Annotated in this window: 21 protein-coding genes and 1 pseudogene; 5 read left to right on the top strand and 17 right to left on the bottom strand. The window is 71.2% G+C overall.

Annotated features, from left to right (window positions below):
* Nucleotides 1-10 precede the first annotated feature (10 nt).
* From AC5677_RS38560 to AC5677_RS38545, 4 genes are all read left to right on the top strand, one after another.
* A complete protein-coding gene (locus AC5677_RS38560; RefSeq protein WP_497192524.1) occupies nucleotides 11-673 on the top strand; it encodes a hydrolase in 663 nt (220 codons plus the stop codon).
* Between the two features lie 58 nt (nucleotides 674-731).
* On the top strand, nucleotides 732-1,256 hold the full coding sequence (locus AC5677_RS38555; protein WP_497192523.1) for a DoxX family protein: 525 nt from the start codon (nucleotides 732-734) through the stop codon (nucleotides 1,254-1,256).
* Entirely contained in the window at nucleotides 1,237-1,962 is a 726-nt protein-coding gene (locus AC5677_RS38550; protein ID WP_497192522.1) for a YoaK family protein, read from the top strand. The genes AC5677_RS38555 and AC5677_RS38550 overlap by 20 nt, the downstream gene beginning before the upstream one ends.
* 112 nt (nucleotides 1,963-2,074) lie before the next feature.
* On the top strand, nucleotides 2,075-2,998 hold the full coding sequence (locus AC5677_RS38545; RefSeq protein WP_497192521.1) for a VOC family protein: 924 nt from the start codon (nucleotides 2,075-2,077) through the stop codon (nucleotides 2,996-2,998).
* 83 nt (nucleotides 2,999-3,081) lie between these two features.
* On the opposite strand, the gene AC5677_RS38540 is transcribed toward AC5677_RS38545, so the two are convergent.
* The 5 genes and pseudogenes from AC5677_RS38540 to AC5677_RS38520 form a co-directional block, all read right to left on the bottom strand.
* Nucleotides 3,082-4,122 carry a helix-turn-helix domain-containing protein gene (locus AC5677_RS38540; RefSeq protein ID WP_497192520.1) on the bottom strand — a complete coding sequence of 347 codons (1,041 nt, stop codon included), beginning with the start codon at nucleotides 4,120-4,122 and terminating at the stop codon, nucleotides 3,082-3,084.
* Nucleotides 4,123-4,224: 102 nt separating this feature from the next.
* A complete protein-coding gene (locus AC5677_RS38535; RefSeq protein ID WP_497192519.1) occupies nucleotides 4,225-5,217 on the bottom strand; it encodes an alpha/beta hydrolase in 993 nt (330 codons plus the stop codon).
* A gap of 193 nt (nucleotides 5,218-5,410) precedes the next feature.
* The gene (locus AC5677_RS38530) at nucleotides 5,411-6,382 is read right to left on the bottom strand and encodes an AraC-like ligand-binding domain-containing protein (protein WP_497192518.1); all 972 of its coding nucleotides are present in this window, start codon (nucleotides 6,380-6,382) and stop codon (nucleotides 5,411-5,413) included.
* A 142-nt stretch (nucleotides 6,383-6,524) separates the two neighbouring features.
* On the bottom strand, nucleotides 6,525-9,251 hold the full coding sequence (locus tag AC5677_RS38525) for a BREX system ATP-binding domain-containing protein (RefSeq protein WP_497192517.1): 2,727 nt from the start codon (nucleotides 9,249-9,251) through the stop codon (nucleotides 6,525-6,527).
* A 531-nt stretch (nucleotides 9,252-9,782) separates the two neighbouring features.
* Nucleotides 9,783-9,896: pseudogene (locus AC5677_RS38520) on the bottom strand (flavin reductase family protein); the annotation flags it as partial.
* Between the two features lie 524 nt (nucleotides 9,897-10,420).
* On the opposite strand from AC5677_RS38520, the gene AC5677_RS38515 reads away from it, so the two are divergent.
* Nucleotides 10,421-10,558, top strand: a complete 138-nt coding sequence (locus AC5677_RS38515; RefSeq protein WP_497192516.1) for a hypothetical protein — start codon at nucleotides 10,421-10,423, stop codon at nucleotides 10,556-10,558.
* A 26-nt stretch (nucleotides 10,559-10,584) separates the two neighbouring features.
* On the opposite strand, the gene AC5677_RS38510 is transcribed toward AC5677_RS38515, so the two are convergent.
* The 12 genes from AC5677_RS38510 to AC5677_RS38455 form a co-directional block, all read right to left on the bottom strand.
* Nucleotides 10,585-11,592 carry a zinc-binding dehydrogenase gene (locus AC5677_RS38510; protein WP_497192515.1) on the bottom strand — a complete coding sequence of 336 codons (1,008 nt, stop codon included), beginning with the start codon at nucleotides 11,590-11,592 and terminating at the stop codon, nucleotides 10,585-10,587.
* Between the two features lie 58 nt (nucleotides 11,593-11,650).
* Nucleotides 11,651-12,268, bottom strand: a complete 618-nt coding sequence (locus AC5677_RS38505; RefSeq protein ID WP_497192514.1) for an NADPH-dependent F420 reductase — start codon at nucleotides 12,266-12,268, stop codon at nucleotides 11,651-11,653.
* A gap of 119 nt (nucleotides 12,269-12,387) precedes the next feature.
* On the bottom strand, nucleotides 12,388-13,362 hold the full coding sequence (locus AC5677_RS38500; RefSeq protein ID WP_497192513.1) for a zinc-dependent alcohol dehydrogenase family protein: 975 nt from the start codon (nucleotides 13,360-13,362) through the stop codon (nucleotides 12,388-12,390).
* A 272-nt stretch (nucleotides 13,363-13,634) separates the two neighbouring features.
* Nucleotides 13,635-13,847, bottom strand: coding sequence for a hypothetical protein (locus AC5677_RS38495; RefSeq protein ID WP_497192512.1), 213 nt, complete (start codon nucleotides 13,845-13,847; stop codon nucleotides 13,635-13,637).
* 51 nt (nucleotides 13,848-13,898) lie between these two features.
* Entirely contained in the window at nucleotides 13,899-14,846 is a 948-nt protein-coding gene (tatC, locus tag AC5677_RS38490; protein ID WP_497192511.1) for a twin-arginine translocase subunit TatC, read from the bottom strand.
* Nucleotides 14,847-15,153: 307 nt separating this feature from the next.
* Nucleotides 15,154-15,459 (bottom strand): Sec-independent protein translocase subunit TatA, encoded by a 306-nt coding sequence (gene tatA, locus AC5677_RS38485; protein WP_497192510.1) that lies wholly within the window; start codon nucleotides 15,457-15,459, stop codon nucleotides 15,154-15,156.
* Between the two features lie 2 nt (nucleotides 15,460-15,461).
* Nucleotides 15,462-16,148 carry a hypothetical protein gene (locus AC5677_RS38480; RefSeq protein WP_497192509.1) on the bottom strand — a complete coding sequence of 229 codons (687 nt, stop codon included), beginning with the start codon at nucleotides 16,146-16,148 and terminating at the stop codon, nucleotides 15,462-15,464.
* A gap of 313 nt (nucleotides 16,149-16,461) precedes the next feature.
* Nucleotides 16,462-16,872: a hypothetical protein gene (locus AC5677_RS38475; RefSeq protein WP_497192508.1), complete on the bottom strand. Its 411-nt coding sequence runs from the start codon at nucleotides 16,870-16,872 to the stop codon at nucleotides 16,462-16,464.
* Between the two features lie 59 nt (nucleotides 16,873-16,931).
* Nucleotides 16,932-17,360: an ATP-binding protein gene (locus AC5677_RS38470; RefSeq protein ID WP_497192507.1), complete on the bottom strand. Its 429-nt coding sequence runs from the start codon at nucleotides 17,358-17,360 to the stop codon at nucleotides 16,932-16,934.
* Nucleotides 17,361-17,972: 612 nt separating this feature from the next.
* Nucleotides 17,973-18,254, bottom strand: coding sequence for a hypothetical protein (locus tag AC5677_RS38465; RefSeq protein ID WP_497192506.1), 282 nt, complete (start codon nucleotides 18,252-18,254; stop codon nucleotides 17,973-17,975).
* A 218-nt stretch (nucleotides 18,255-18,472) separates the two neighbouring features.
* Entirely contained in the window at nucleotides 18,473-19,261 is a 789-nt protein-coding gene (locus AC5677_RS38460; protein ID WP_497192505.1) for a zf-HC2 domain-containing protein, read from the bottom strand.
* Nucleotides 19,262-19,286: 25 nt separating this feature from the next.
* Complete coding sequence (locus AC5677_RS38455; RefSeq protein WP_497192504.1) at nucleotides 19,287-19,889, bottom strand: sigma-70 family RNA polymerase sigma factor; 603 nt, start codon at nucleotides 19,887-19,889, stop codon at nucleotides 19,287-19,289.
* Between the last annotated feature and the right edge of the window lie 742 nt (nucleotides 19,890-20,631).

Genomic DNA, 20,631 nt, shown 5'->3' with positions numbered 1-20,631 from the left:
GGAATCCGTCATGGTCAACCTCACCCAGGTCAGCGCCACCCCGAGCCCGGACCTGCTGACTCCCGACAACGCCGTGGTGCTGTTCGTGGACCACCAGCCGCAGATGTTCTTCGGCACGGGCAGCGGCGACCGATCCGCGATCATCAACGCAACCGTCGGCCTCGCCAAGGCCGCCAAGGCCTTCGACGTGCCCAGGGTGCTGACCACCGTCGCCGCCGAGTCCTTCTCCGGCCCGCTCCTGCCGCAGCTGGGCGCGGTCTTCCCCGATGCAGAGATCATCGACCGCACCTCGATGAACGCCTGGGAGGACCCAGCCCTCGTCGAGGCGGTCAAAGCCACCGGGCGCGGCAAGGTCGTCATAGCCGGCCTGTGGACCGAGGTCTGCCTGGTCCTGCCCGTCCTGTCCATGATCACCCAGGGCTACGAGGTCTACGTCGTCACCGATGCCTCCGGCGGCGTCTCCCCGAAGGCCCACGAGCACGCCATCCAGCGGATGACGCAGGCCGGCGCCGTACCCGTCACGTGGTTGCAGGTGCTGCTGGAGCTCCAGCGCGACTGGGCCCGTACGGAGACGTACGGCGCCGTCACGGAAATCGTCAAGGAACACGCCGACGCGTACGGCCTGGGGCTCGTCTACGCGCATGCCTTCATCGGCGAGCACGCCGCGGGCTGAGCCGGCCCGCACGCCGGCTTCGCGTCAGGGACAGGGACAGGGACGGGAACAGGAGACGATGGATACCGGACTGCTGATTCTCCGGGTGGTGGTGGGACTGCTCATCGCCGGGCACGGAGCGCAGAAGGTGAGCTACCGCTTCGGGGGCCACGGCCTCGTCGGCGGGACGGAGGAGTTCCGGCGCGACGGGTTCCGCGGTGGGCCGCTCACCGCTCTCGCCGCGGGCGTCGGGCAGGTCTGTTCGGGCCTGTTCCTGGCCCTGGGCGCGCTCACACCGCTGGCTGCCATGGTGGCCATGGGCGTGATGACGGTGGCGCTCACCGTCAAACTGCCGCACGGGCTCTGGGTGCAGGACGACGGCTACGAGTACCCGCTGGTGCTGGTCGTCGTCGCGGGAGCGCTCATCTTCACCGGCCCGGGCCGGTGGTCCGCCGACCATGCGGTCGGTCTGACCGCCTGGCCGGTGTGGCTGTCGGTCGTGGCCGTCGTGCTCGGCCTGTCGAGCGGGCTGCTCACCCGGGCGGTCCTGCACCGTGCGCCGGCGCCCGAGGAAGGAGCATCCGTTGCGCGCCCTGCTGACTGACGCCGTGCGGACCCTCGTCCCACCGCGGACGGACCGGCACGGCCCGCTGCCGCCGCTGATGCTGCTGCTGACCGTGGCCACCGGGGTGGTGGACGCGGTGAGCTACCTCGGCCTGGGGCACGTGTTCGTGGCGAACATGACCGGCAACGTGGTCTTCCTGGGGTTCGCCCTGGCGGGAGCCGCAGGTCTGTCGGCCACGGCCTCGCTCGTCTCGCTGGCGTCCTTCCTCACCGGTGCGCTCGCCGGCGGGCGGCTGGGCAACAGGATGGCGGCCCACCGCGGGCGTCTGCTGGCCGCGGCCACCGCCGTCCAGACGGTCCTGATGGCCGCGGCAGCCGCCACCGCCGCGGCCTCGGACGGCGACGCCCGCTACGCCTTGATCGTCCTGCTGGGACTGGGCATGGGCCTGCAGAACGCCGTGGCCCGACGGCTCGGCGTGCCCGACCTCACCACCACCGTGCTCACCCTCACCCTGACCGGCCTCGCCGCCGACTCGGCACCGGCCGGGGCCGCTGCACCGCGCCAGGGCCGCCGGATCCTCTCCGCGCTGGCGATGCTGCTCGGCGGCGTCGCGGGCGCGGCGCTGATCCTGCACGGGCGGCTCACCCTGGCCCTCGGGCTGGCGGCACTGCTGCTCCTGGCAACCGCACTGACCGCCCACCGGGTCTCGGCCCCCGACGCCCACTGGGCCCCGCCGGCGGCCTGAGCGCCGCCGCCCCACCCCACCACCGACCGAATCCTCCGCCCAGCAAAAGAGCACGCGCCCGACCACAGGCACGGCGGAAGCCGGGGCGCGAACGACGACCGGGAGGTCCTCCATGAAGCACCGCTTAGCCCGCCGGGTGGTCCCGTTGGTGGCGGCGATCGTCACACTCACGGCGATCCCCACCGCCTCTGTGGCCCAGAGCACCCCGACGAAGCCCCCGGGCTCGCACCAGCAGTTCGCCGTCGGCGCGCAGTACGACTCCACCCACGTCTATGTGGCGCCGGGCACGGAGCAGGCGTTCGTGACCAGTTGGGTGTCCACCTTCGGGGGGACCACGATCGGGCCGACCGCCACCCAGGTGACGCCCACGCCCAGCCGGACGCTGTCCGAGCTGGTGCTCTCCCCGGTCGGCACGCTGTCGGTGTTCGAATACACCACGCCCGTCCCGTACCCGTTCGGCACCGAGCGCACCGGATGGCTGGTGACCGACCTCGACCGGGCCGTCCGGGCCGCCCGGACCGACGGCGCGGACGTGACGGTGGCACCGTTCACCGATCCGATCGGCCGGGACGCCGTCGTCCAGTTCCCCGGCGGGATCAACGCCCAGCTCTACGTGCACACCACTCCGCCGTCGTACCCCAAACTGGTGAGCGTGCCAGAGAACCGGCTCTACCTGTCGCCGGACGCGGTGGGCGCCTTCCTGCGGAGCTACCTCTCCTTCACCCGGGGCCGCGTCGTCTCCGACGACCGGCGGGCCGACGGCGCCGCGATCGGGCTGCCCGGGACGACGTACCGGCTTCTGCGCCTCACCTCCGGCTTCGGCACCACCACGGTCACCGTGACGGACGGCCACCTGCCGCACCCCTTCGGCCGGGAGCTCACCGGCTACGGCGTGCCTGACCTCGGCGCGGCCCTGAAGCGGGCGAAGGCCGCCGGCGCTTCGGTGCTGTGGGGGCCGGTCACGGTGAGCGGCCGGGACAGCGCGATGGTGCAGTTCCCGGGCGGCTACATCGCGGAGATCCACGCCGGCCGGTGACCGGCATCCGGTGACCTGCTGTCAGGGTCGCACCACCGGTGGGCCGCCGGGCGGCGCCGCGCCCGGCGGCCCACCGCCGCGGCTCACACCGCGACGCCGAATCCGGACGGGCGGGCGGCCTTCCCCGGCTTGTCGGCCGGCAGCGGCAGCCGCACGGTGCCCCGCGTGCGGCCCGCGCCGCCACGAGCCTGCCACTCGCGCGGGGAGACACCGTAAGCCGCACGGAACGCCCGGCTGAAGTGACTGGCGCTCACGAAGCCCCAGCGGCCGGCGACCGCCGCCACGGTCGCCCGGCCCGCAGTCGGGCGGGCGAGGTCGCGGCGGCACATGTCCAGCCGATGGCGCTGGATCCAGCGGGCCACCGTCACACCCTCGAAGCGGAAGAGCTTGTGCAAGTACCGCACCGACACATGGTGGGCGGCCGCGATCCGCTCCGGCGAGAGTTCCGGGTCCCCCAAGTGCCGCAGGATGTGGTCCTTCACCCGGGCCAGAGTGGCGAGGGCCACTTCTGGCGCCTCCGGGACGGACCGGCCGCGGCGCTCGTGGGCGAGCACCGCGAGCAGGTCGACCGCCGTGGTGGCAAGCCGGGATGCCAGGTGCGGCTCCAGCGAGCCGGCCGACCGGGAGAGGCACTCCAGGTACGCGGCCACCAGCCGGGCGGTGCCATCGGCGGTGTCGAACGCCGTCGCGGTCAGCACGCGCAGGTCCTTCTCGGAGACACCCACGGCCGACCGCGGCCAGTGGAAGGCCGTGAAGACGAAGGGGTCCGGCAGCTCCTTGGCGAACGGCCGCCCGGCGTCGGAGACCGCGAAGGTGCCCGGTCGCAGCTCCACCTGGCGACGGTCCTGCACCAGCCGGGCGGTACCCCGGTGCTGGAGCGCCAGTGTGAGGTGGTCCTCCCCACCCCGGGCGATCAGCCCCGCGCTGCGCTCGACCCGTTGCGGGCCCGCCTGTACCAGGGACACCTGCAGGGCGCCCAGGCAGTGGCTGGTGATGGTAGCGGGGGCGGGGGCGCTTTCGAGCAGGGCCACGTCCAGCGGGATGAAGGTGTGGGACACGGCCTCGTGCCAGTACTCGGCGCGGTCGGCGGACGGTACCTCGGCGGTGTCCAGGACGACGGACATCGGTGCTCCTCAGATGGCTGTTGGCCGGACCGGCCGGTCCGGCCTCGGTGTCGGGCGGGTGGGCCCTGGCTTCCCTCCCGGCGGGACCGCGGCGGGCAGGGATCACCAGGAACGGCTGTGCAGGGCCACGTGGACGGTGTCGACGGCCTGGATCAGCGCGGCACGGGCGGTGCTGGTGGGGCAGAGCGTGCCGAGCAGGAGGAAGCCGTGCACGACGCCCTGGTAGCACATCGCCACCACCGGCACCCCCGCCGCGCGGAGCCTGGCCGCGTAGGCCTCGCCCTCGTCCCGCAACACATCGGCCTCGGCGGTGACCACCAACGCCGGGGGAAGCCCGGCAAGTTGGTCCAGGGACGCGCGCAGAGGGGCGGCGGTGGCCTCGCTCCGCCGCCGAGGCTCGGGCAGGTAGTCGTCCCAGAACCGGCGCATGTGGTCGCGGTGCAGGAGGTACCCGGTCCCGAACCGGCGGTAGGACGGGGTGTCGAAGTCCGCGTCGGTCACCGGGCACAGCAGCACCTGATGGACGAGCCCCACGTCTCCGCGCTGCCGGGCCAGCAACGTCAGCGCCGCCACGAGGTTGGCCCCCGCGGAGTCGCCGACGGCGGCCATCCGCCGCCCCTCCAGTCCGATCTCGTGGCCGTGCGCGTGGATCCACCGGGCCACGGCGTAGCACTGCTCGACGGCCACCGGGTAGCGTGCCGCGGGCGCCCGGGCGTAGTCCACGTACACCACGGCGGCATCGGTGCCCAGGGCGAACTCCCGAACCAGCCGGCCATAGGCGGCCGCGTCGCCGAGCGACCAGCCCAGACCCGGTAGGAACAGCACCACGGGGCTCGGCTCGGCGGCGCCGACGGGTCGGGTCACCTGGACGTGCACCCGCCCGGTCGGTCCACAGGGCAGCTCGAGCCACTCCGCCGTGGTGCCGCAGGGGTCGTCCGGGTCATCGGCCGGCGCGTCGTCCGGATCGCCGTCGGACATGAGGAAGGAGAGGTCCGGCAGTTCGGTCGCGGACCGGCCGACCCGGGTGTCCAGAAACTCCTGGAGCACCCGGTCGAGCACCGGTCGCCGGTCTGGCAGGGGGGTGGTTTCGGACACTCTTCGCTCCTGGCTTCGGTCGGTGCGTACTGCGACGCCGTGTACGCTCTGGCCGGAACCGGTGTGCACCGGGCGAACGTCGAGCGTGCCTCCCCGTGGTACGGCCGCATCGCTCGACCGTACTGCCGGGGTGACGGCCGCGGTGGCCTGACCGTGCACGGAATCCGTCCGCCGGCGGGCCTTCGACGGCTCGTCAGCCGGCACCGTCGTTCCGGAGCGCGCGCCACTCCCGCGGCGATACGCCGTACGCGGCCCGGAAGGTTCGGCTGAAGTGCGCCGGGTTGACGAAGCCCCACCGCTGGGCGACGGCCGACACCGTGGGCGCGGTGCGGCCGCGCCGGGCCAGCTCGCGGGCGCACGCCTCCAGGCGGCGCTGCTGGACGACCCGGCTCACCGTCATTCCCTCGCCCTCGAAGAGCCGGTGCAGGTACCGCACGGAAATGTGGTGGGCATGCGCGATCCTCTCGGGCGACAGCTCCGGATCGCCCAGGTGGCGGTCGATGTACTCCCGCACCCTGCGGACCAGGTGTGCGTTCGGGGTGTCCGGCTCGTCCGGCGTCCGGGCGAGGGCGAGTTGGGCGACGAGTGCGCTGAGCAGATCGGCGACGCTGCCGGCCAGCCGGTCGCCGACCGGGGCGGGGTAGGAGTGTGCGGAGGCGGCGAGGATGCCGAGGAAGGGCAGGAGCACCGGTCCGCACCCCTCCGCGGGGCTGACGGCCGTCGCCGACGCCTGTCGCAGGTCGCGCTCCGGCACCCCCAGCAGCCGGCGCGGCAGGTGGAACAGGTGGGTGCGGAAGCGCTCCGGGTAGTCGACGGCGTACGGGCGCTCCGTGTCGTACAGGACAAGCCCGCCCGGCGGCACCTCGGCGTGGCGCCCGTCCTGCTCCAGGACCGCCCGGCCCGATACCTGCACGCCGATCCCGACCTGCGGCTCGCTCCGCGGGGCCCGCGCGATCAGCGCCTCCGTACGCGAGACCCGTGCGGCGTCCGCCTCCAGCGTGGAGATCCGCACGTAGCCGAGCCGGTGGGACTCCAGGAGCCCGTCGAACGGCCGCCCGGTGAGCGGGCGCACCTCCACCGGCACCAGCGACCGCGACACCGCTCCGCTCCAGAACGCCGCCTTCTTGTCGTCCGATACCGACGCGGTCGTCACCCGCAAGCCCATCTGACCGCCCTTTCCGCCGAAGTCCTGCGCAGTCTCAGCCTGGACCGCGGGCGCAGCGGCGCGTTAGGTCATCTGACTGCCGTGTTCGGGACGATGCGCGGCACGGCTCGGGAAGGACCGGTCGGCCAGGTGTTCCAGCAGGTCAGCCGCTGCCGAGGGCGTAGGCGAGCGCGGCCCGCGAGGTGATGCCGAGCTTCGGGAAGATCTTGTAGAGGTGGGCCGCAACGGTGCGGGGCGACAACTGGAGCTGCCGGCCGATCTCCTTGTTGGTCAGACCGGTCGCAGCCAGCTGCGCGATGCGCAGCTCCTGGCCGGTGAGGCCGGACGGCTCCGTGGCCGGGCCGCCCGGCGGCAGGGCCACGAAGTCGCCCGAGGCCCGCAGCTCCTCCTCGCACCGGTGGGCCCAGGGGGCGGCCTGTAGGCGGCGGAATACGTGGTGCGCCACGCGCAACACCTTGCGGGCCCCTGGCCGGTGGCGTCGGCGCAGCCACGAACCGTGGGCGAGCCGCAGCCGGGCGAGGTCGAAGGCCCACTGCTCGGCGCCCGGCACTGCGTACGCGGCACGGTAGGCGGCGTCCGCTTCGTCGTCCTCGGCGGTCAGGGCGGTGGCGGCCGCGAACAGGAAGGCGTGGCGGCCGGAGATCTCCGCGGAGCGTGCCGTCCGCCCCGCCGCGATGTGCGCCCGCGCCTCCTCGTACCGGCCGGTGTGCACGGCGGCCGTCACCAGGTCGAAGACCAGTGCGTGATGCCAGGGCAGGCCGCTGGACAGCTGCCCGGGCGGGGTGATCTCGCAGAAGTGCGCATACGCCTCCTCGTAGCGCCGGTGGGCGAGCGCGGCCAAGCCGTGCAGGTGGGTCAGGCGGTCGAGGACGTACCGCATCCGGGCCCGGGTGGCAGTCGGCCTGATGGCCTGCTCGATCTCCCTCAGTCCGGCCTCATCGCCCCGGCCGGCCAGGAAGTGGGCGTAGGACTGGCGAAACATCAGGGCGTTGCAGTGGTAGCCGAGCTCGTCCGCGATCTCGGCTTCGCGCAGGCAGACGGGTGCCTGGTCCCAGTGACCGAGCAGGAAGTCCTGGTGGCACTTGGCCTTCGCGACGGAGCCCTGGGTGGCGTAGCCGTGCAGTCCGGTGAAGCGCTGCCACAGGTCGCCCTCGGTGCAGTCGAGCGCCGAGGCGGTCCACAGCAGGAGCCAGGCCGCACCGGCCTCTTGCTCCTCGGTCATGTCCCCGGCCACCGCCCGCAGGGTGGCGGCCACATCCGGGCCCGGAGCGGTCCAGGCCCGCAGGCACAGCCGCCCCGCCTCGGAGACGTTCTCCTGGTGCCGTTGCAGGGCTCGCCATGCCCAGGGGTCGTTTGTGTAGGTGGCGGCCAGCAGCAGTTTGAAGTAGACCTGTTCGACCAGTCCGCCGAAGGTGTCGGCTCCCGGTGCCGTCAGCATGTCGAGGACTGCGGGCAGCAGCGCGGCGGAGGACTCGAAGTCGACGTGGTGGCTCTGGTCGGCGTACACCACCGCGTACGCGAACAGCGGGGCGACATCCTGCGGAACCGTGCTGGCCTTCAGTTCCTCCACCAGGGCCGCGGTGTGGCGCAGCTGCCCGCCGCGGGCAGCCATCACCGCGGCCCAGGTGAGCCGACGGGCGCGATTGCACGAACTGGGGCTGAGGACGGCGGCGCGTTCGAGCAGGAGCGCGCCCTCCGCGTCGCCGCCGCGGCAGGCGAGGTCGCGGCCGGCCTCCTGCAGGCGGCCGGCGAGGTCCTCGTCCGGCAACAGCGCGGCGGACGCCTCGTGGACCAGCCGCCGGGGGTCGTCCGGCGCGAGGGCTTCGGCGAGTTCACGGTGGGCCTCTCGGCGCGCAGTGTCGGAGGCCGCGGAGACCACGGCGGTGCGGACCAAGGGGTGGCGGAACACCAGCTGTCCGGTCACGTCGAGCCGGGCCAGGCCGTCCCCCTCGATCCGTTCCAAGGTCTCGCGTGCGTTCTCGCCCGCGACGGCACGCAGCCACCCGCCGCCGCTGAACTCCGGTCCGGTGGCCAGTGCGCCCAGCAGGAGGAGACGGCCGATCTCCGGTGTCACCGCTCCCAGCCGCGCGGCGAACATCCGCTCCAGTTTCCGCCCCAGCGGCAGCCGTTCCGGCAGCGGAGCGGCCCCCCGTTGCTGGGCGGCCGCCAGTTGGCGCGGTAGCTCCACCAGCGCCAGGGGGTTGCCGTCCGCCTCCGTCAGGACCCGGTCCCTGACGGGCGCCGCCAGTTCGGGGCAGCAGGTGCCCAGCAGCAGCGCCGCGTCCGCCCGGGGCAGAGCCCGCACGTCGACGGCTTCGGCCGACCACGTCTGAGCGGCCGGGCCATCCGGGCGGGTGGCACCGACGATCACCAGTGGCAGCTCGGCACAGCGCCGGTGGAGGAAGGCGAAGACGGCCGCGCTCGACGAATCGATCCAGTGCAGGTCGTCCAGGAGCAGCAGCACGGGGGCGGTCCGCACCGCCTCGTCCAGCAGCACCAGAGCGGCGGCGCCGACGGCGAACCCGCTCGGGGTACCGGACCGGACACCGAGCGCGCTCTCCAGGGCGTCCCGCTGGTGGGCGGACAGGGCGCCGGACCGCTGGAGCAACGTCCAGAACGCCTGGTGGAGGGCCCCGAACGAGAGCTCAGTCTCCGCCTCCGCGCCAACCGCGCGCAGGACGGTGAACCCGCGGTCGCGCGCCACACACTCCACCCAGGCCAGCAGCGTGCTCTTGCCCACCCCTGCCTCGCCGCGCAGCAGCACCGTGGACCCGCTCGCCCCGTCCTCGGCCTGCACCAGGGCAGCGGTCAGCAACTCCGTCTCCCGCTGTCGTCCGACCAGGACCGGAACCCGTCTGTCTTCCACCACTCTCGCCCCCCGGGTGAACCGGTCTGCTCCATCTCAACCGCCCAAGATTACCGAGTCAGATACACCCGGCGCAGGCGCGAGTTCGAGCAGCCGGATCCGCCGCCCGTGGTCGTGACGCGCCCTGGGGGAATCCGGGGAGTATCTGAGCCGCTGGGGAGCGCGTGGGAGAGAATCAGCTACATAACCCGGCAAGAAACTTAAAGGAGCTGAAGGTTCATTTGCGCAGGTAAGCGGCGAAAGCAGTCGCAACATCGCAGGTCAACGGCGGCGCCTGGACAACTCCATAATGCGGGTACCCAGTTCGGCGGTCTCTGCCTGCCCAATCCCAGCAGTGCCTGCGCGGCTGCGCGCAGCATCGTGCCGAAAGCCATCCGCTGCGGCACATTCCGGCTGAACGACTGGCGCTCGTCAATGGCCCCGGTCATGCCCCATGTATGTAAGCGCGTAAGCACGCCGGTCCCTGCGCCACTCCCCCTTGCCCACAGTCTCTGACCTGGACTAACGTCCGCCCGACCGATGCCACTTTCCTCGGAACTTCGCAGGTGCCAGATTTGCAGTGCCGTCCGCGGAAATCGTGGACACCCAGGCAATGGGCCGCGGCACCACCCTCGCGGTCAGCAGCTTGTAGAACTCGTTGCGGGACATCTCAGCGGAATCAAAGTCAATGCGCGTGGTGATCAGTATCCACACAGGCGGCCGCGGATCTTACAGCGGATCCACGGCACCACCAAACCCCTGAGTTCGACGGAAAGTGCCCGATATCGGGAGCCACCGAGCACCAGGAGCCGACACCGCGCCCACCGCAGCCCCCCACCGTCTGGGAGGACTTCGGCACGCCCCCAAACGCCGCCCCGGCGCCTAAATGCGCATTTCCTTCGACCGCTTCGGCCTCGAAACCGGTGTCGACCGCCGGCACGAGGTCCGTTGTCCTTCTTGGCGAAGACGTCGATATGCCTCGACAGCGCTCGGTCCCCCGTTTCAGAGCTTCGCTGTCTGCACCGGTTCGGTGGCTGTGGCCATGCCTAACGGACTGAACGGCCCACATAAGGGGCTGTCAGTGTGCCGAGGATGAGAGGCGCGCGTACGTTCACGCCACGGACTTCAACATCACCGCGGACGAGGAAGCACTCTTCCTCCACGCCGGCCACTCCCCCACGGACAACGACCTGGTGGACGAACCGGGTTACGACGTCAGGCTGCTCCTGCAGTCCCTCCTGGAGAAGGGCTGGCTCATCGTCAACCCCGTCACCAACGAGTGGATCGGCGAAGTCGTCCCAGCCCTCGATGCCCGTGCCAGCTCGCCGTGAGGGCGCAGCGACGGCAGCAGGGGTGGTTACCAGGGGCGGATGAGGACGGTGCCGACCTTGCCGGGCCGTACCGCGTGTTCCACGGCCTCTGCCAGGTCGCCGAGACCGTAGGTGGCGGCTACGTCGAACTGGTCCTTGAGCTCCCTCGCGATCAGCTTCGCGGCGGCGACGTCGGAAGCCTGCCTCTCGGCGGAGGTGTCCGACATCCAGCGGCCGATGCTCTTGCCGCGCAGCGTCAGCGATTTGTGCAGCAACGTCGACGCGGGCAGCGAGATCGGCTCCGCGGCCATCTGCCCGTAGCAGACGAGCTTTCCGCCCGGCGTCAGCAGGTCCAGAAGGCTCTCGGCGAGTTTTCCGCCGATCGGATCGAGGGCCACGCTCACCGGACGGCCGTCAGCCGCGCTGCGGACGTCAGCGGCCCAGCCTGCATGCTCCGTCGCCACCACCGGCACGTCCGGGAAGCGTTTACGCAGTTCCGCGGCACCGCGTTCGCTGCGGACGACGTTGACGATCGCGATGTTGTGGGCCAGGCACACGGCGGTCAGCAGGCGTCCGACCGACGAGCCGGCGGCGGTCTGCAGCAGAACGCCGTCGTACCCGATGGAGGCGTGTGCCTCCGCCTCGCGGCGCAGCATCATGGCGGTGATCGGGTTCACGAGCATCTGTGCGGCGACCTCGTCCGGCACTTTTGCCGGTACGGCGACCACCACCCGGGCGGCCGCCGTGATCCACTGGGACCAGGCACCCGGGTGCGGGAAGACCGTCACCCGCGCGCCGGGCTCGACCCCCGGTGCCACCGGTGTGTCCGGGCCGATGGCCTCCACCACGCCGGTGGCCTCGACACCGGCCGGGACCGGTTGTCCGCTGTGCCCTGGATACGCCTCGACGGCCTGGAGATCACCAGGGTGCACGGGGAACACGGTGGTGCGGACGAGTACTTGACCGGTCTGCGGCGCTGCCGGCTCCGGCTCCTCGATGACGGTCAGGACGTCGGCGGGCGACCCGCCGCGGGTGTGGACGACACGACGGCTCATGACACTCCTCCTGTGTGTGCTGGGCTTGCATGGCCCGGGGTGACCGCGGTCCGGGCTGTCAGCCGGCGTCCTGAAGCAGGAAGTGCCGTGCGCTGAGCGGGCCGTCGAGCTGCATCAGCCGGCCCCCCTCTCGCAGACCACCGAGGTCCAGTGCGGCGAACCCGAACTCGTCCAGCAAAGCGGCCACGGCCGCCTTCGCGTCGGCGTCGTCGCCCGCGTAGAAGACCACCTGGCGGCCTTCCTCGTGCCGGGGGTCCCCGGCGATGAACGGGGCGAACAGGGTGTTGAACGCCTTCACGATCCGCGCTCCGGGAAGGCGCTCGGCGACCCATTCGCTGCCCGTGAGGTCACCGACGTCGTACCGGCCCCGCCAGGGGTTGGCCGCGGCGAACTGATTCGTCGTGTCGACGACGGTCTTCCGGGACCAGTCGGTAAGGCCGGTCAGGTCCGGTACGGCGAAGAACGGCACCGCGAGGAAGACGAGGTCCGGCTGCGCCGCCTCCTCGGCCGTCACCGCACGGGCCTTCGGCCCCAGCTGCGCCACGACCGCCTTGAGTGTCTGCGGGCCCCGTCTGTTGCCGATGAGTACCTCATGTCCATGCCGGACGGCTTTGTCGGCGACGGCCCGGCCGACCGCTCCCGCGCCGAGAATGCCGATGGTGCTGTGTGCGGTCATGCTGCTCATCCTTGATCGTGTGTCGGGGGCCGTTCCGGTGGCCCTGCGGCGGCTGTGTGATCGACTCCGGCCGCTTCCTTTCGGGGTGGTCCCGGCCTCAGCGGCAGGTGCGGCGGCGCCTACGCGCGATGCGGGTTGAAGTCCAAGAGGACCTTGCCGTTCTTCCGGAAGTACGCGAGGGCCTCGGGGAAGTCCGCCGCCTGGTAGACGGGCGCGGAGGGCAGGACGAGTTCTCCCTCGGCGACCAGCCGCGCGGACTGCGCGTTCAGGGCCGGAAGGCGGGGCAGGAACTCGTCCTGGTACATCCAGAACTCCGTCGTGGTGATGTTCTTCGTCCTCAGCACGTCCGGGTCGGGCGTGAACGGCCGGCCGCTCAGGTACCCGTAGATCGCCAGCAGGGCGCCGTGGGTCAGCATGTCCAGCAGCCGCGTGGTCGCCGTTCCGCTGACACCGTCGAGGCCGAGCAGTACCGGATCGGAGCCTATGGCTTCCCGCACGCGCGCGCCGGCGTCCGCCGAGTCGACGACCACGACGTCGGCGCCGAGGTCTTCGAGTTCGTTCACGAGTTCCGCACGGCGCACGATGTTGATCGTTCGCAGCCCGCGCTCCTTGGCGAAGACGATGACGGACCGGCCTACCCCGCTGTTCGCCGCGTTCTGCACCACCCAGGAACCGGCCGGAAGGTCGCGCAGGCCGACCAGGAGCCCCGCGGTGACGGGATTGATGGTGAGCATCGCGGCCTGCTCTAGGCTGATGGACTTGTCCAAGGCGCTCAGGTCCGCTGCCTTGGCCACGACCTGCTCGGACCAGGCGAAGACGCCGAAGGGAAGCAGGACTCTGTCGCCGGGACGGACCTGCGTGACGTCGGGCCCTACGGACACGACCGTGCCGACGCCCTCGTTGCCGATGGCGGTGGGCAGCTCAGGGCGAACGGGGTAGATGCCCTGCGCCAGGAGGAGGTCGTGGTGGTCGAGCGGGGCGTACTCAACCTGGATCAGCGCCTGCCCGGCGGAAGGAGCCGAGAGCTCGGGCACGTCCACAACCTGCAGGCTCTTCTCCGGCTCCCCGAACTGGGTGAGGTGAATTGCGAGCATGGAACACGACTTCCTGTTACGAGACATCAAGTGCGGAGGAATGACTGGCCTGGCGACTCGTACTCATCGCAGCATAGATATTCCGTCTCAGCGATTCAAAGCCATCGCTACCGAGAGACCCGCCATTCGTGTCCCGGCAGTTGTGGTGACTGGATATTGGGCACGATGTCTTTTCGGCATGCATTCCAGGGGCGTATCTATATCTATTCCTGACTCATTTTTCGGGCCCCCGCCGAAATTCACCCGATCTCCCGGGGTGCTCACATAGTGACCTACCCCATTTCGTCGGCATGGGAGAGCGTGATGGCGTGGGAGCCGCCGGTGATCTCGGTGGCGGTCGCGCCGATCCGCTTGGCTGCGGCACGCTCGGCGTCGGGGTTGATGGCGTGGTCGGCGCCGGCGACGAAGCACCGGCTCGGGAGCTTCTTCCAGCCCGGCTCGATGGCTGGTACGCGAGGAACGCGTTGTTGAGTTCGGGATGTCAATGGCGGGCAGGTCGGCGCGGCGGACCGTGCCCTACTGAAGGCCCCCTCGGATCACGTCGTCCTACCCGTCGCGCGGTCGTCGTCAGCGTCCGGCTGCGCGGGCAGGGCCTGGCTGGCGGTCACCGATTCCACTTCGCCGATGTCCTGCGGCGTGAGGTCCAGGTCGGAGGTCTCGTCGTTGCCGGGTCTCTCTGCCTCTCTTCGGGCCTTGCGCCGGTCATGGAGAAGCGAGAAGGCAACGGCGGAGAAATAGAGCATCCAGATCGGCGCGGCCAGCGCCAGCATGGTCAGCGGGTCCGTGCTCGGCGTCGCCACAGCCGAAAAAACCGTGATCCCCACGATCATGCTGCGCCACCAGCCGAGCATCCGCCGGCCGGTCAGCGCTCCGGTGAGGTTCAGCATCACCAGCAGCAGTGGCATCTCGAAGGAGAGGCCGAAGACGACCACCATGCGGGTGACGAGGTCGAGCAGATCATCCAGCGGCAGCAGGTTGTCCACCCCGTGCGGGGTGAAGTCGATCAACACCCTCGCGGTGTTGGGCAGCACGTTGTAGGCGAAGAAGGCGCCGCCGAAGAACAGCGGGACGCCCGCGCCGACGAACGCGTAGGCATATTTCCGCTCGTGCTTGTGCAGGCCGGGGGCAACGAACGCCCACAGCTGGTACAGCCATACCGGCGAGGCCAGCACGACGCCGGCCATCAGGGACACCTTCAGTGCCAGGGTGAAGGGCGCGAGCAGACCGTTGATCGTGATCCGCGCGCAGGTGGTGTCCGCGGTCTGCCTGGCCAGAGCGGCGAAGGACGTCGGGCAGCCGACCGAGTCCAGCACCGGCCTGGTGAAGAGGTTGATGATGCCCTTGTAGTAGAAGGCCGCGGCGATCGTGACGACCAGGATGGCAAGGACGGCCTTGGCGAGCCGGTTGCGGAGCTCACGAAGGTGCTCCGCGAGCGGCATCCGTCCCTCGGGGTGCTTCTCCTTGTTGCGGGCTGACTGGGGCACGCCACGTCCTCATCTCGTGCGGCAGACCGGAAACCACCGGCCTGCGTCAGTACTTGATCGTCTCCGTCACCCGGTGGGGCGCGAGCTCGCCACGGCGCTGGTTACGGCCGGTAGCGCGTCCAGGAGGCAGTGGGGCCAGGTCGGCACCACTTACCGCGAGCTGATCTGCCCTGCCCGGCCCGACGGTGGGAGGCCCACGAAGGTCCTCCGACCGTCCACCGTTACGCGCTGTGCGCTCGGGCCGGGAAACAGCGCTGCCCGGCCAAGACACCGGCGTGCGGGGATGAGCCAGGGCGCAGGACCGGGCTCAGTCTCCGTGACTGGTCGTGCTGTCCGTGGGCGCGGTGCGTGCGGTGGCGGTGTCTCCGGGAGCGCCCGAGATCGTCTGCCGTCCCGGTGCAGGCTCGGGCTCGGACTCGGGCTCGGGCTCGGGCTCGGGGCGTGGCTCGTTTGAGGCGACGTCGCCCTTCATGGCCTCGGTCTCGCTCTTGAGGATCCGCATGGACTTGCCCAGCGCCCGGGCCATGTCGGGTAGTTTCTTCGAGCCGAAGATCAAAACCACCACCGTGACCAGGATCAGCAGGTGCCAGGGCTCCAGCGCATTGCGGAACATCGTCACATCACCCCTTCGAACACGTCGGCCCTCATACCTGCCTCGGCGATCCGTGCCGCTTGTTCCTGCGCGGCAGCGGTGGGAGCGGGAGCGCCCGCGGCGCCTCGTGTCTTGCCGCCCCGAGCGTGCCCCCATCGCTCTCCGGGCGCGCGCAGAACCTCGGCCGCTGCCCTGAGGGGCGTCCTGCCCACGACCGGGCCTTGCGGAAGGTTGACGCGGCGGGAGGCGCACACCTTGGGCCGGGGACGACGGCCCGCTGCCGCCGGCGGGAGCGTCCAGCACGGTTGCCCGTCCAGCGATACGGCGAAGAGTTCCCCTTCCGCGTCCCGGCCGCAGCCGGCCGGGACACCACTCTGCTGGACGCGGTCGATGTCCACGCCCCGGTAAGGCTCTATACCGACGGATGACCGGCATTCGTCGTCGCAGAAGGCGATCCACAGGAGGTGGCCGGACAAGCCGGCGTCCGTGCCCGCGCCCGCGGTCTCGTACGCGGACGCCTGGGAGGGGGTTTCCCGGTGCACTTGGGAGGGCGGTTTCGCCGGTGCCCGCCGCCCGCGCCGTCGGGAGATTCCCAAGGCGTCGTCCAGCCGGGCTTCGCAAGTGAATTCGTCGCCCGCCGCCGCAAGCACGGGGAGTTCGGCCAGCAACAGGCGGACGACGAGGCGCAGTTCGCCGCCTGTGACCTGCATGGCCACCTGCGCCGGCTGCCCGGCCCGCGGAGCGTGCGGGGGTGTTTGGGTCGGATGGACGCCCAGCCGCTGCCCTGGGGAGCAACCACGTTCGGACATCTGGAACAGCCGATGGGTCTTCGCGTTCGGCCACGGTGCGTTCACCGGCTTTCCCTGACGTGACCGTTCCTGTCGCCGACCGGCGCGATGTTCACGCATGGCTGTCGGGCATATGAGGCGAGGCGAGTGGAGTGGGCCGGCTGCCGCGGGGGCGTGCCGGGTGTCGATGTCCTTGCGGGTCATGTGTCCTTCTCCTTGTCGGATCGGGGTCGATTCAGATTCCGGGGCGCCCGGCAGCCGTCCAGGCGGCGTACTCCTGGCGGACGTAGAGGCGGTGGCCGGGGGCGGGCGTGATCGCGTCGGGGTGGTGCGGGCCGGCCACCAGATCGGGATGGCGACGGTCGTGCCGAACGAGTTGCTCGGCGGTTTCTGCGGCGGCGGCGACCGGGCCGGGGCCGTCGAGGGCCATCCGGTCCATGAGGGCCGCCCGTCGTAGCAGCCAGGCGCGTTCGGCGGCCGTCGCGTCGACCAGGGGGCCGGTGTCGGGCCCGGCCTGGCGGCCTTCGCGTTCGGCCCCGAGAGCGAGCACTTGGTGTATCTCGCGGCGCAGGTCTGGCGCATTCGCGTACGCCTCGTGCGGGGGCGGGACGCCGATGGCCTCACCGCTGTTCGGAGTGACGTGCATGCTCACACCTCCGCCGGCCCTGGCAACGGGCCGCAGTTCGTGCGGAACGCCCGGCCCGGTCATGACGAGCACCTGAGGCAGGCGCGGACTTCGCGGCCGCTGCGTGTCTGGTGGACCTCGGTCGACTGGGCGAGGTACTGGACGATGCCGGTGCCGCGGCCGTGTTCGTCGGGGGCGATGTCGGGGCGATGGCGCTCCACTGGCGTGCCGGAGTCAGTGACCACGATGTGCAGAGTGCCGTCGTCGAGGACGAGCAGCAGGGTCATGCGCTCGCGGCCGTACTGGGCGGCGTTGGCGGCGAGTTCGTCGACGATGAGTACGGCGGAGTCCCGCTCACTTGCGGGCACGCTCCAGGTCTCCAGCAGATCGTCCGCGAAGTGACGAGCGGCGGAGACGTGCGCCTCCTGCGCGGGCAGGGTGAGCAGCGCCTCGTGGCGGCAGGGCGGGCCGATCAGTGAACTCGGGCTGGGGGAATCGGTCACAAACATGGTCTTCTGGCTCTTCTGTGGAGGTGCGGAGAGCGGAACTGGGGAGACCAGCACCAACAACTTCGGGGGCTGTCGGTAGGCCGGACCCTGAAGGGGCGCGCTCATTCAGTTCCACGGACGACGCATGCCGAACGGTTCGAGCCGTTCGCCCTTTTTGCTCGACTTCTTGCGGTTCGCATCAATTCCGGCGGCCTGGCTGGGCTCACTCGCCTCCGCCACGACTCGATGCCGCACTCGGTCGGACCGGGCACCGGCAGCTCGTTCCCTCGCCCGTGGCCTTCCGGAAGGCCCTGCGGAACGTCGCGCCGCGGGGCCGGACGAGCGTCCCTGCCCGCGTCTCGGCCCGGTCGCGGCCCTCGGCGTGCCGACATCTTGGACCGTCTCCTCCGGGCCGCCCGGACTTCGGAGGAAAGGGCGAGTCGAGGTCGCCGGCCGCTTGGTGAACGGCAAACCTCTGCTTGCGCGCGGGACGGGGATCACTTCGGCCGGGCCCTTGCCCAAGGCCCAGGGCGGCGCCACCGGCCACCCGGAGAGGGAGTGCACGCCCCGTCGGCGCACTCACGCATCAAGTCGGCTGAGAACGCAGCCGGTTCGCCGGAGCCGGCCTGAGGGTCACCAGCCCCCGGAAACCGTCGGCGCGCCCGCGAGAAGGACCCGGGTGCCGGCTTCGGCCTCCTCCCGGCGGAGGTTGAGGAGTACGCCTTCGGCCCCGCACAGCCGTGCCCAGAGGCGCCCGCGGCGGCCTCCGAGGCCGCCGCGCTCATCCGCCGGGTGCGTTGTCGGACGATCTCGCCGATCCCGGAGCCGTGCGACCTGGTGGCATCGGTCGACGACGGTGGTCACGAGCGTGCCCGCGCAGCCGATGTCACGAGCACAGGCCTCCTCGATGGCCATCGGTTGGACGTCCTGTGCGCGCTCCTTCAGCCTGGCCCACCGGTCTTGAGGCGGCTTCGCTTCTCGGCGACGGCCCGGCCCCCGCGGCGCTGACGGCCTGGACCTTCGGTCGCGACGTCTTCTTGGCCCCTCGTGCCGCCGTGCGCTCACACCCGACAGCTGTCGTCATGTCACTGGGAGGTCTGGCCGCCCAGTGACATGACGACCCTGGCCTCGCCTCACGCCCTGATGGTGACCATCTTCTGACCGTTGCCCGCGAGGATCTCGAAGTGGTCGATGGCCCCCGGGGACATGGCAACCGCCCCTGGGATCGTGGTGCCGGAAGGGTACTCGCCTGCCCGCCAGGTAGCGCCGTCCGCCCTGGCTCCGCCGGGTCCGACCGCCTGCAGCCGGCAGGTGATCCCGGCGGGTGCCCCCTTGGCATGGACCTGCAACACGCTGCCCCAGGCAGAGGGCGAGACCTTCACCGAGGCGGAGACGCCGGTGGTGGGATCGCTTCCGGAAAAGGTGCGCCAGGCAGCCGGTGCGGTCGGCCCAGGCGGCGTCGCCTGACTGCCCACGGATCCGGTGGCCGCCAGCCATGTGCCGCCGGCCGCTGCCGCGATGAACGTCAGAGAGGCGGCCGCTCCGGCCAGTTGCAGACGCCAGGTCCTGCGTCGCCGGGCCGCGGCCTGCTGGAGGAGCCTCTCCAGCACACCCCCTGCCGGCGCCTTCGACACCGCGGGGGCGGCGGGCCGTTCGGGCAGGGTGCCCTGCGCGCTTTCGGCTGCCCGTGCCACCAGCCGGTCGGCCAGGTCCCCGTCGGCCGTCGGCACTGTCTGGCCTGAGGCTTCGGCTTCGGTCACCGTCGCCAGCAGCGCAGGCAATCCCGCCAGCCGGGTGTGTTCGGCCTGGCATTCGGCGCATTCCGCGAGGTGGATGCGTACCCGTTCCATTTCTGCCGAGGGCAGCGTGCCCAGGACGTATCCCCCCAGCGCCAGCCGGAGGGCGTCGTGCTCCGCGCTCATGGTCGCCGCCTCCTGCCCGCCACGGTCATGGCTCGATGCCCCGTTCCTGCAGCGCCAGCCGCAGGGCGTGCAGGGCGTAGTGCGTCCGCGACTTCACGGTGCCCAGCGGGATGCCCAGCACCTGTGCGGCCTCCGCCATGGTCCGGCCCCGGTAGTAGGTCTCCAGCAGGACGGCGCGGTGGTCCGGGGACAGCGACCGGATGGCTTCGGCAACCGCCCAGCTCTGCAGTGCCTGCTCGATCTGGTCCTCGCCCGGCGTCTGCTCGGCGGCCCGCTGAAGGGCCTCGCCGCCGGCCTCGGCCGGTCTGGCCTGCCGGGCCCGGTGGGCGTCGATGACCAGGTGCCGGGCGACCGTACACAGCCATGCCCGGGCCGGGCCGCGTGCGGGGTCGAACGCGGCGGGATGCTGCCACGCTCGCAGCAGCGTCTCCTGGACCACATCCTCCGCCCATTGCCAATCTCCTGAGGTCAGTCGCAGCACGTAGTGGAACAGGGCCCCTGCGTGCTCCACGTACAGAGTGCGCAGCAGATCCTCATCTGCGGTCGAAAGCGCCCCTTTACCAGAGACACGGTGCGCGGAGCTATCTGGATCAGTCCGCGGGCCACGTTTTCGGGAACTCCAGGGCATAGGGCGATCATCGCGCACATGTACCACTTTGTCCCGTAACGGACGGCACGGCGCAGGTGACGCTCAGTGTGCATCGCGGATGACATGCCCCTGCCGGGCCTTACGGCACCAGGAGAGCCGAGCGTGCGCGGCGCCCGGGAGGCCGACCGGTCCGCGGCGAAGCCAGGAGGTCTCACAAAAAGTGCATATCTGTCGAACCGTGGGACTCCCGCCGTCCGTGGAGCCGGACAAGAGCCGACTCACGCGCACTTCCTCATCGATTCCCCATGCAACGAAGGATGGATCGGAGATGACCGAGATACACCACGCGACGGACGCACTCCCGGCGCCGGCCAAGCTCACCCCGCCCCCGCGCGTCCAAGTAGGCGCCACCGCGCAGCCTCCGCCCGTGCCCAGCGCACACCACGGCGACGGCTCTCCACGCACCGCGATCGAGGGCCACGCAACCAACGGGACGGAACTCCGCCCGGCCCAGCGTGCGCACCACCGGTACGGGCACCGCCAACCTGCCCCGAATCACTCGCGGCTCCCCACAGGGGGAACTGCCGCATGCCGCCCGCACCTTCGCGGCGCGCAACCGCGGATGTGCAGCACGGGGCACGTCGAGGCGAGCCGCCGGCCCGGGGCGGCACCCATGCTCGTTCGCCGGGTCCGTGAGGGGCACGCGCCCTTGAACACGGCACCCACCACATATTCCTGCGGTTACGTGCGCCGAGCCGGCGCAGTCCCCGCCTGATCAGTG

Source organism: Streptomyces sp. JLSY215, assembly GCF_059682825.1.
The sequence above is the reverse complement of the archived record's forward strand: the minus strand, read 5'-3'. Positions and strand labels throughout refer to the sequence as shown.

Excerpts from the sequence above, each read along its gene's own strand:
- AC5677_RS38480 (WP_497192509.1), bottom strand. The coding sequence starts at position 16,148 with ATGCAGGTCACAGGCGGCGAACTGCGCCTCGTCGTCCGCCTGTTGCTG.
- AC5677_RS38545 (WP_497192521.1), top strand. The coding sequence starts at position 2,075 with ATGAAGCACCGCTTAGCCCGCCGGGTGGTCCCGTTGGTGGCGGCGATC.
- AC5677_RS38475 (WP_497192508.1), bottom strand. The coding sequence starts at position 16,872 with ATGCACGTCACTCCGAACAGCGGTGAGGCCATCGGCGTCCCGCCCCCG.
- tatA (WP_497192510.1), bottom strand. The coding sequence starts at position 15,459 with ATGTTCCGCAATGCGCTGGAGCCCTGGCACCTGCTGATCCTGGTCACG.
- AC5677_RS38500 (WP_497192513.1), bottom strand. The coding sequence starts at position 13,362 with ATGCTCGCAATTCACCTCACCCAGTTCGGGGAGCCGGAGAAGAGCCTG.
- AC5677_RS38560 (WP_497192524.1), top strand. The coding sequence starts at position 11 with ATGGTCAACCTCACCCAGGTCAGCGCCACCCCGAGCCCGGACCTGCTG.
- AC5677_RS38555 (WP_497192523.1), top strand. The coding sequence starts at position 732 with ATGGATACCGGACTGCTGATTCTCCGGGTGGTGGTGGGACTGCTCATC.
- AC5677_RS38455 (WP_497192504.1), bottom strand. The coding sequence starts at position 19,889 with ATGCCCTGGAGTTCCCGAAAACGTGGCCCGCGGACTGATCCAGATAGC.
- AC5677_RS38510 (WP_497192515.1), bottom strand. The coding sequence starts at position 11,592 with ATGAGCCGTCGTGTCGTCCACACCCGCGGCGGGTCGCCCGCCGACGTC.
- AC5677_RS38465 (WP_497192506.1), bottom strand. The coding sequence starts at position 18,254 with ATGGCCATCGAGGAGGCCTGTGCTCGTGACATCGGCTGCGCGGGCACG.
- AC5677_RS38460 (WP_497192505.1), bottom strand. The coding sequence starts at position 19,261 with ATGAGCGCGGAGCACGACGCCCTCCGGCTGGCGCTGGGGGGATACGTC.
- AC5677_RS38505 (WP_497192514.1), bottom strand. The coding sequence starts at position 12,268 with ATGACCGCACACAGCACCATCGGCATTCTCGGCGCGGGAGCGGTCGGC.
- AC5677_RS38530 (WP_497192518.1), bottom strand. The coding sequence starts at position 6,382 with ATGGGCTTGCGGGTGACGACCGCGTCGGTATCGGACGACAAGAAGGCG.
- AC5677_RS38470 (WP_497192507.1), bottom strand. The coding sequence starts at position 17,360 with ATGTTTGTGACCGATTCCCCCAGCCCGAGTTCACTGATCGGCCCGCCC.
- AC5677_RS38540 (WP_497192520.1), bottom strand. The coding sequence starts at position 4,122 with ATGTCCGTCGTCCTGGACACCGCCGAGGTACCGTCCGCCGACCGCGCC.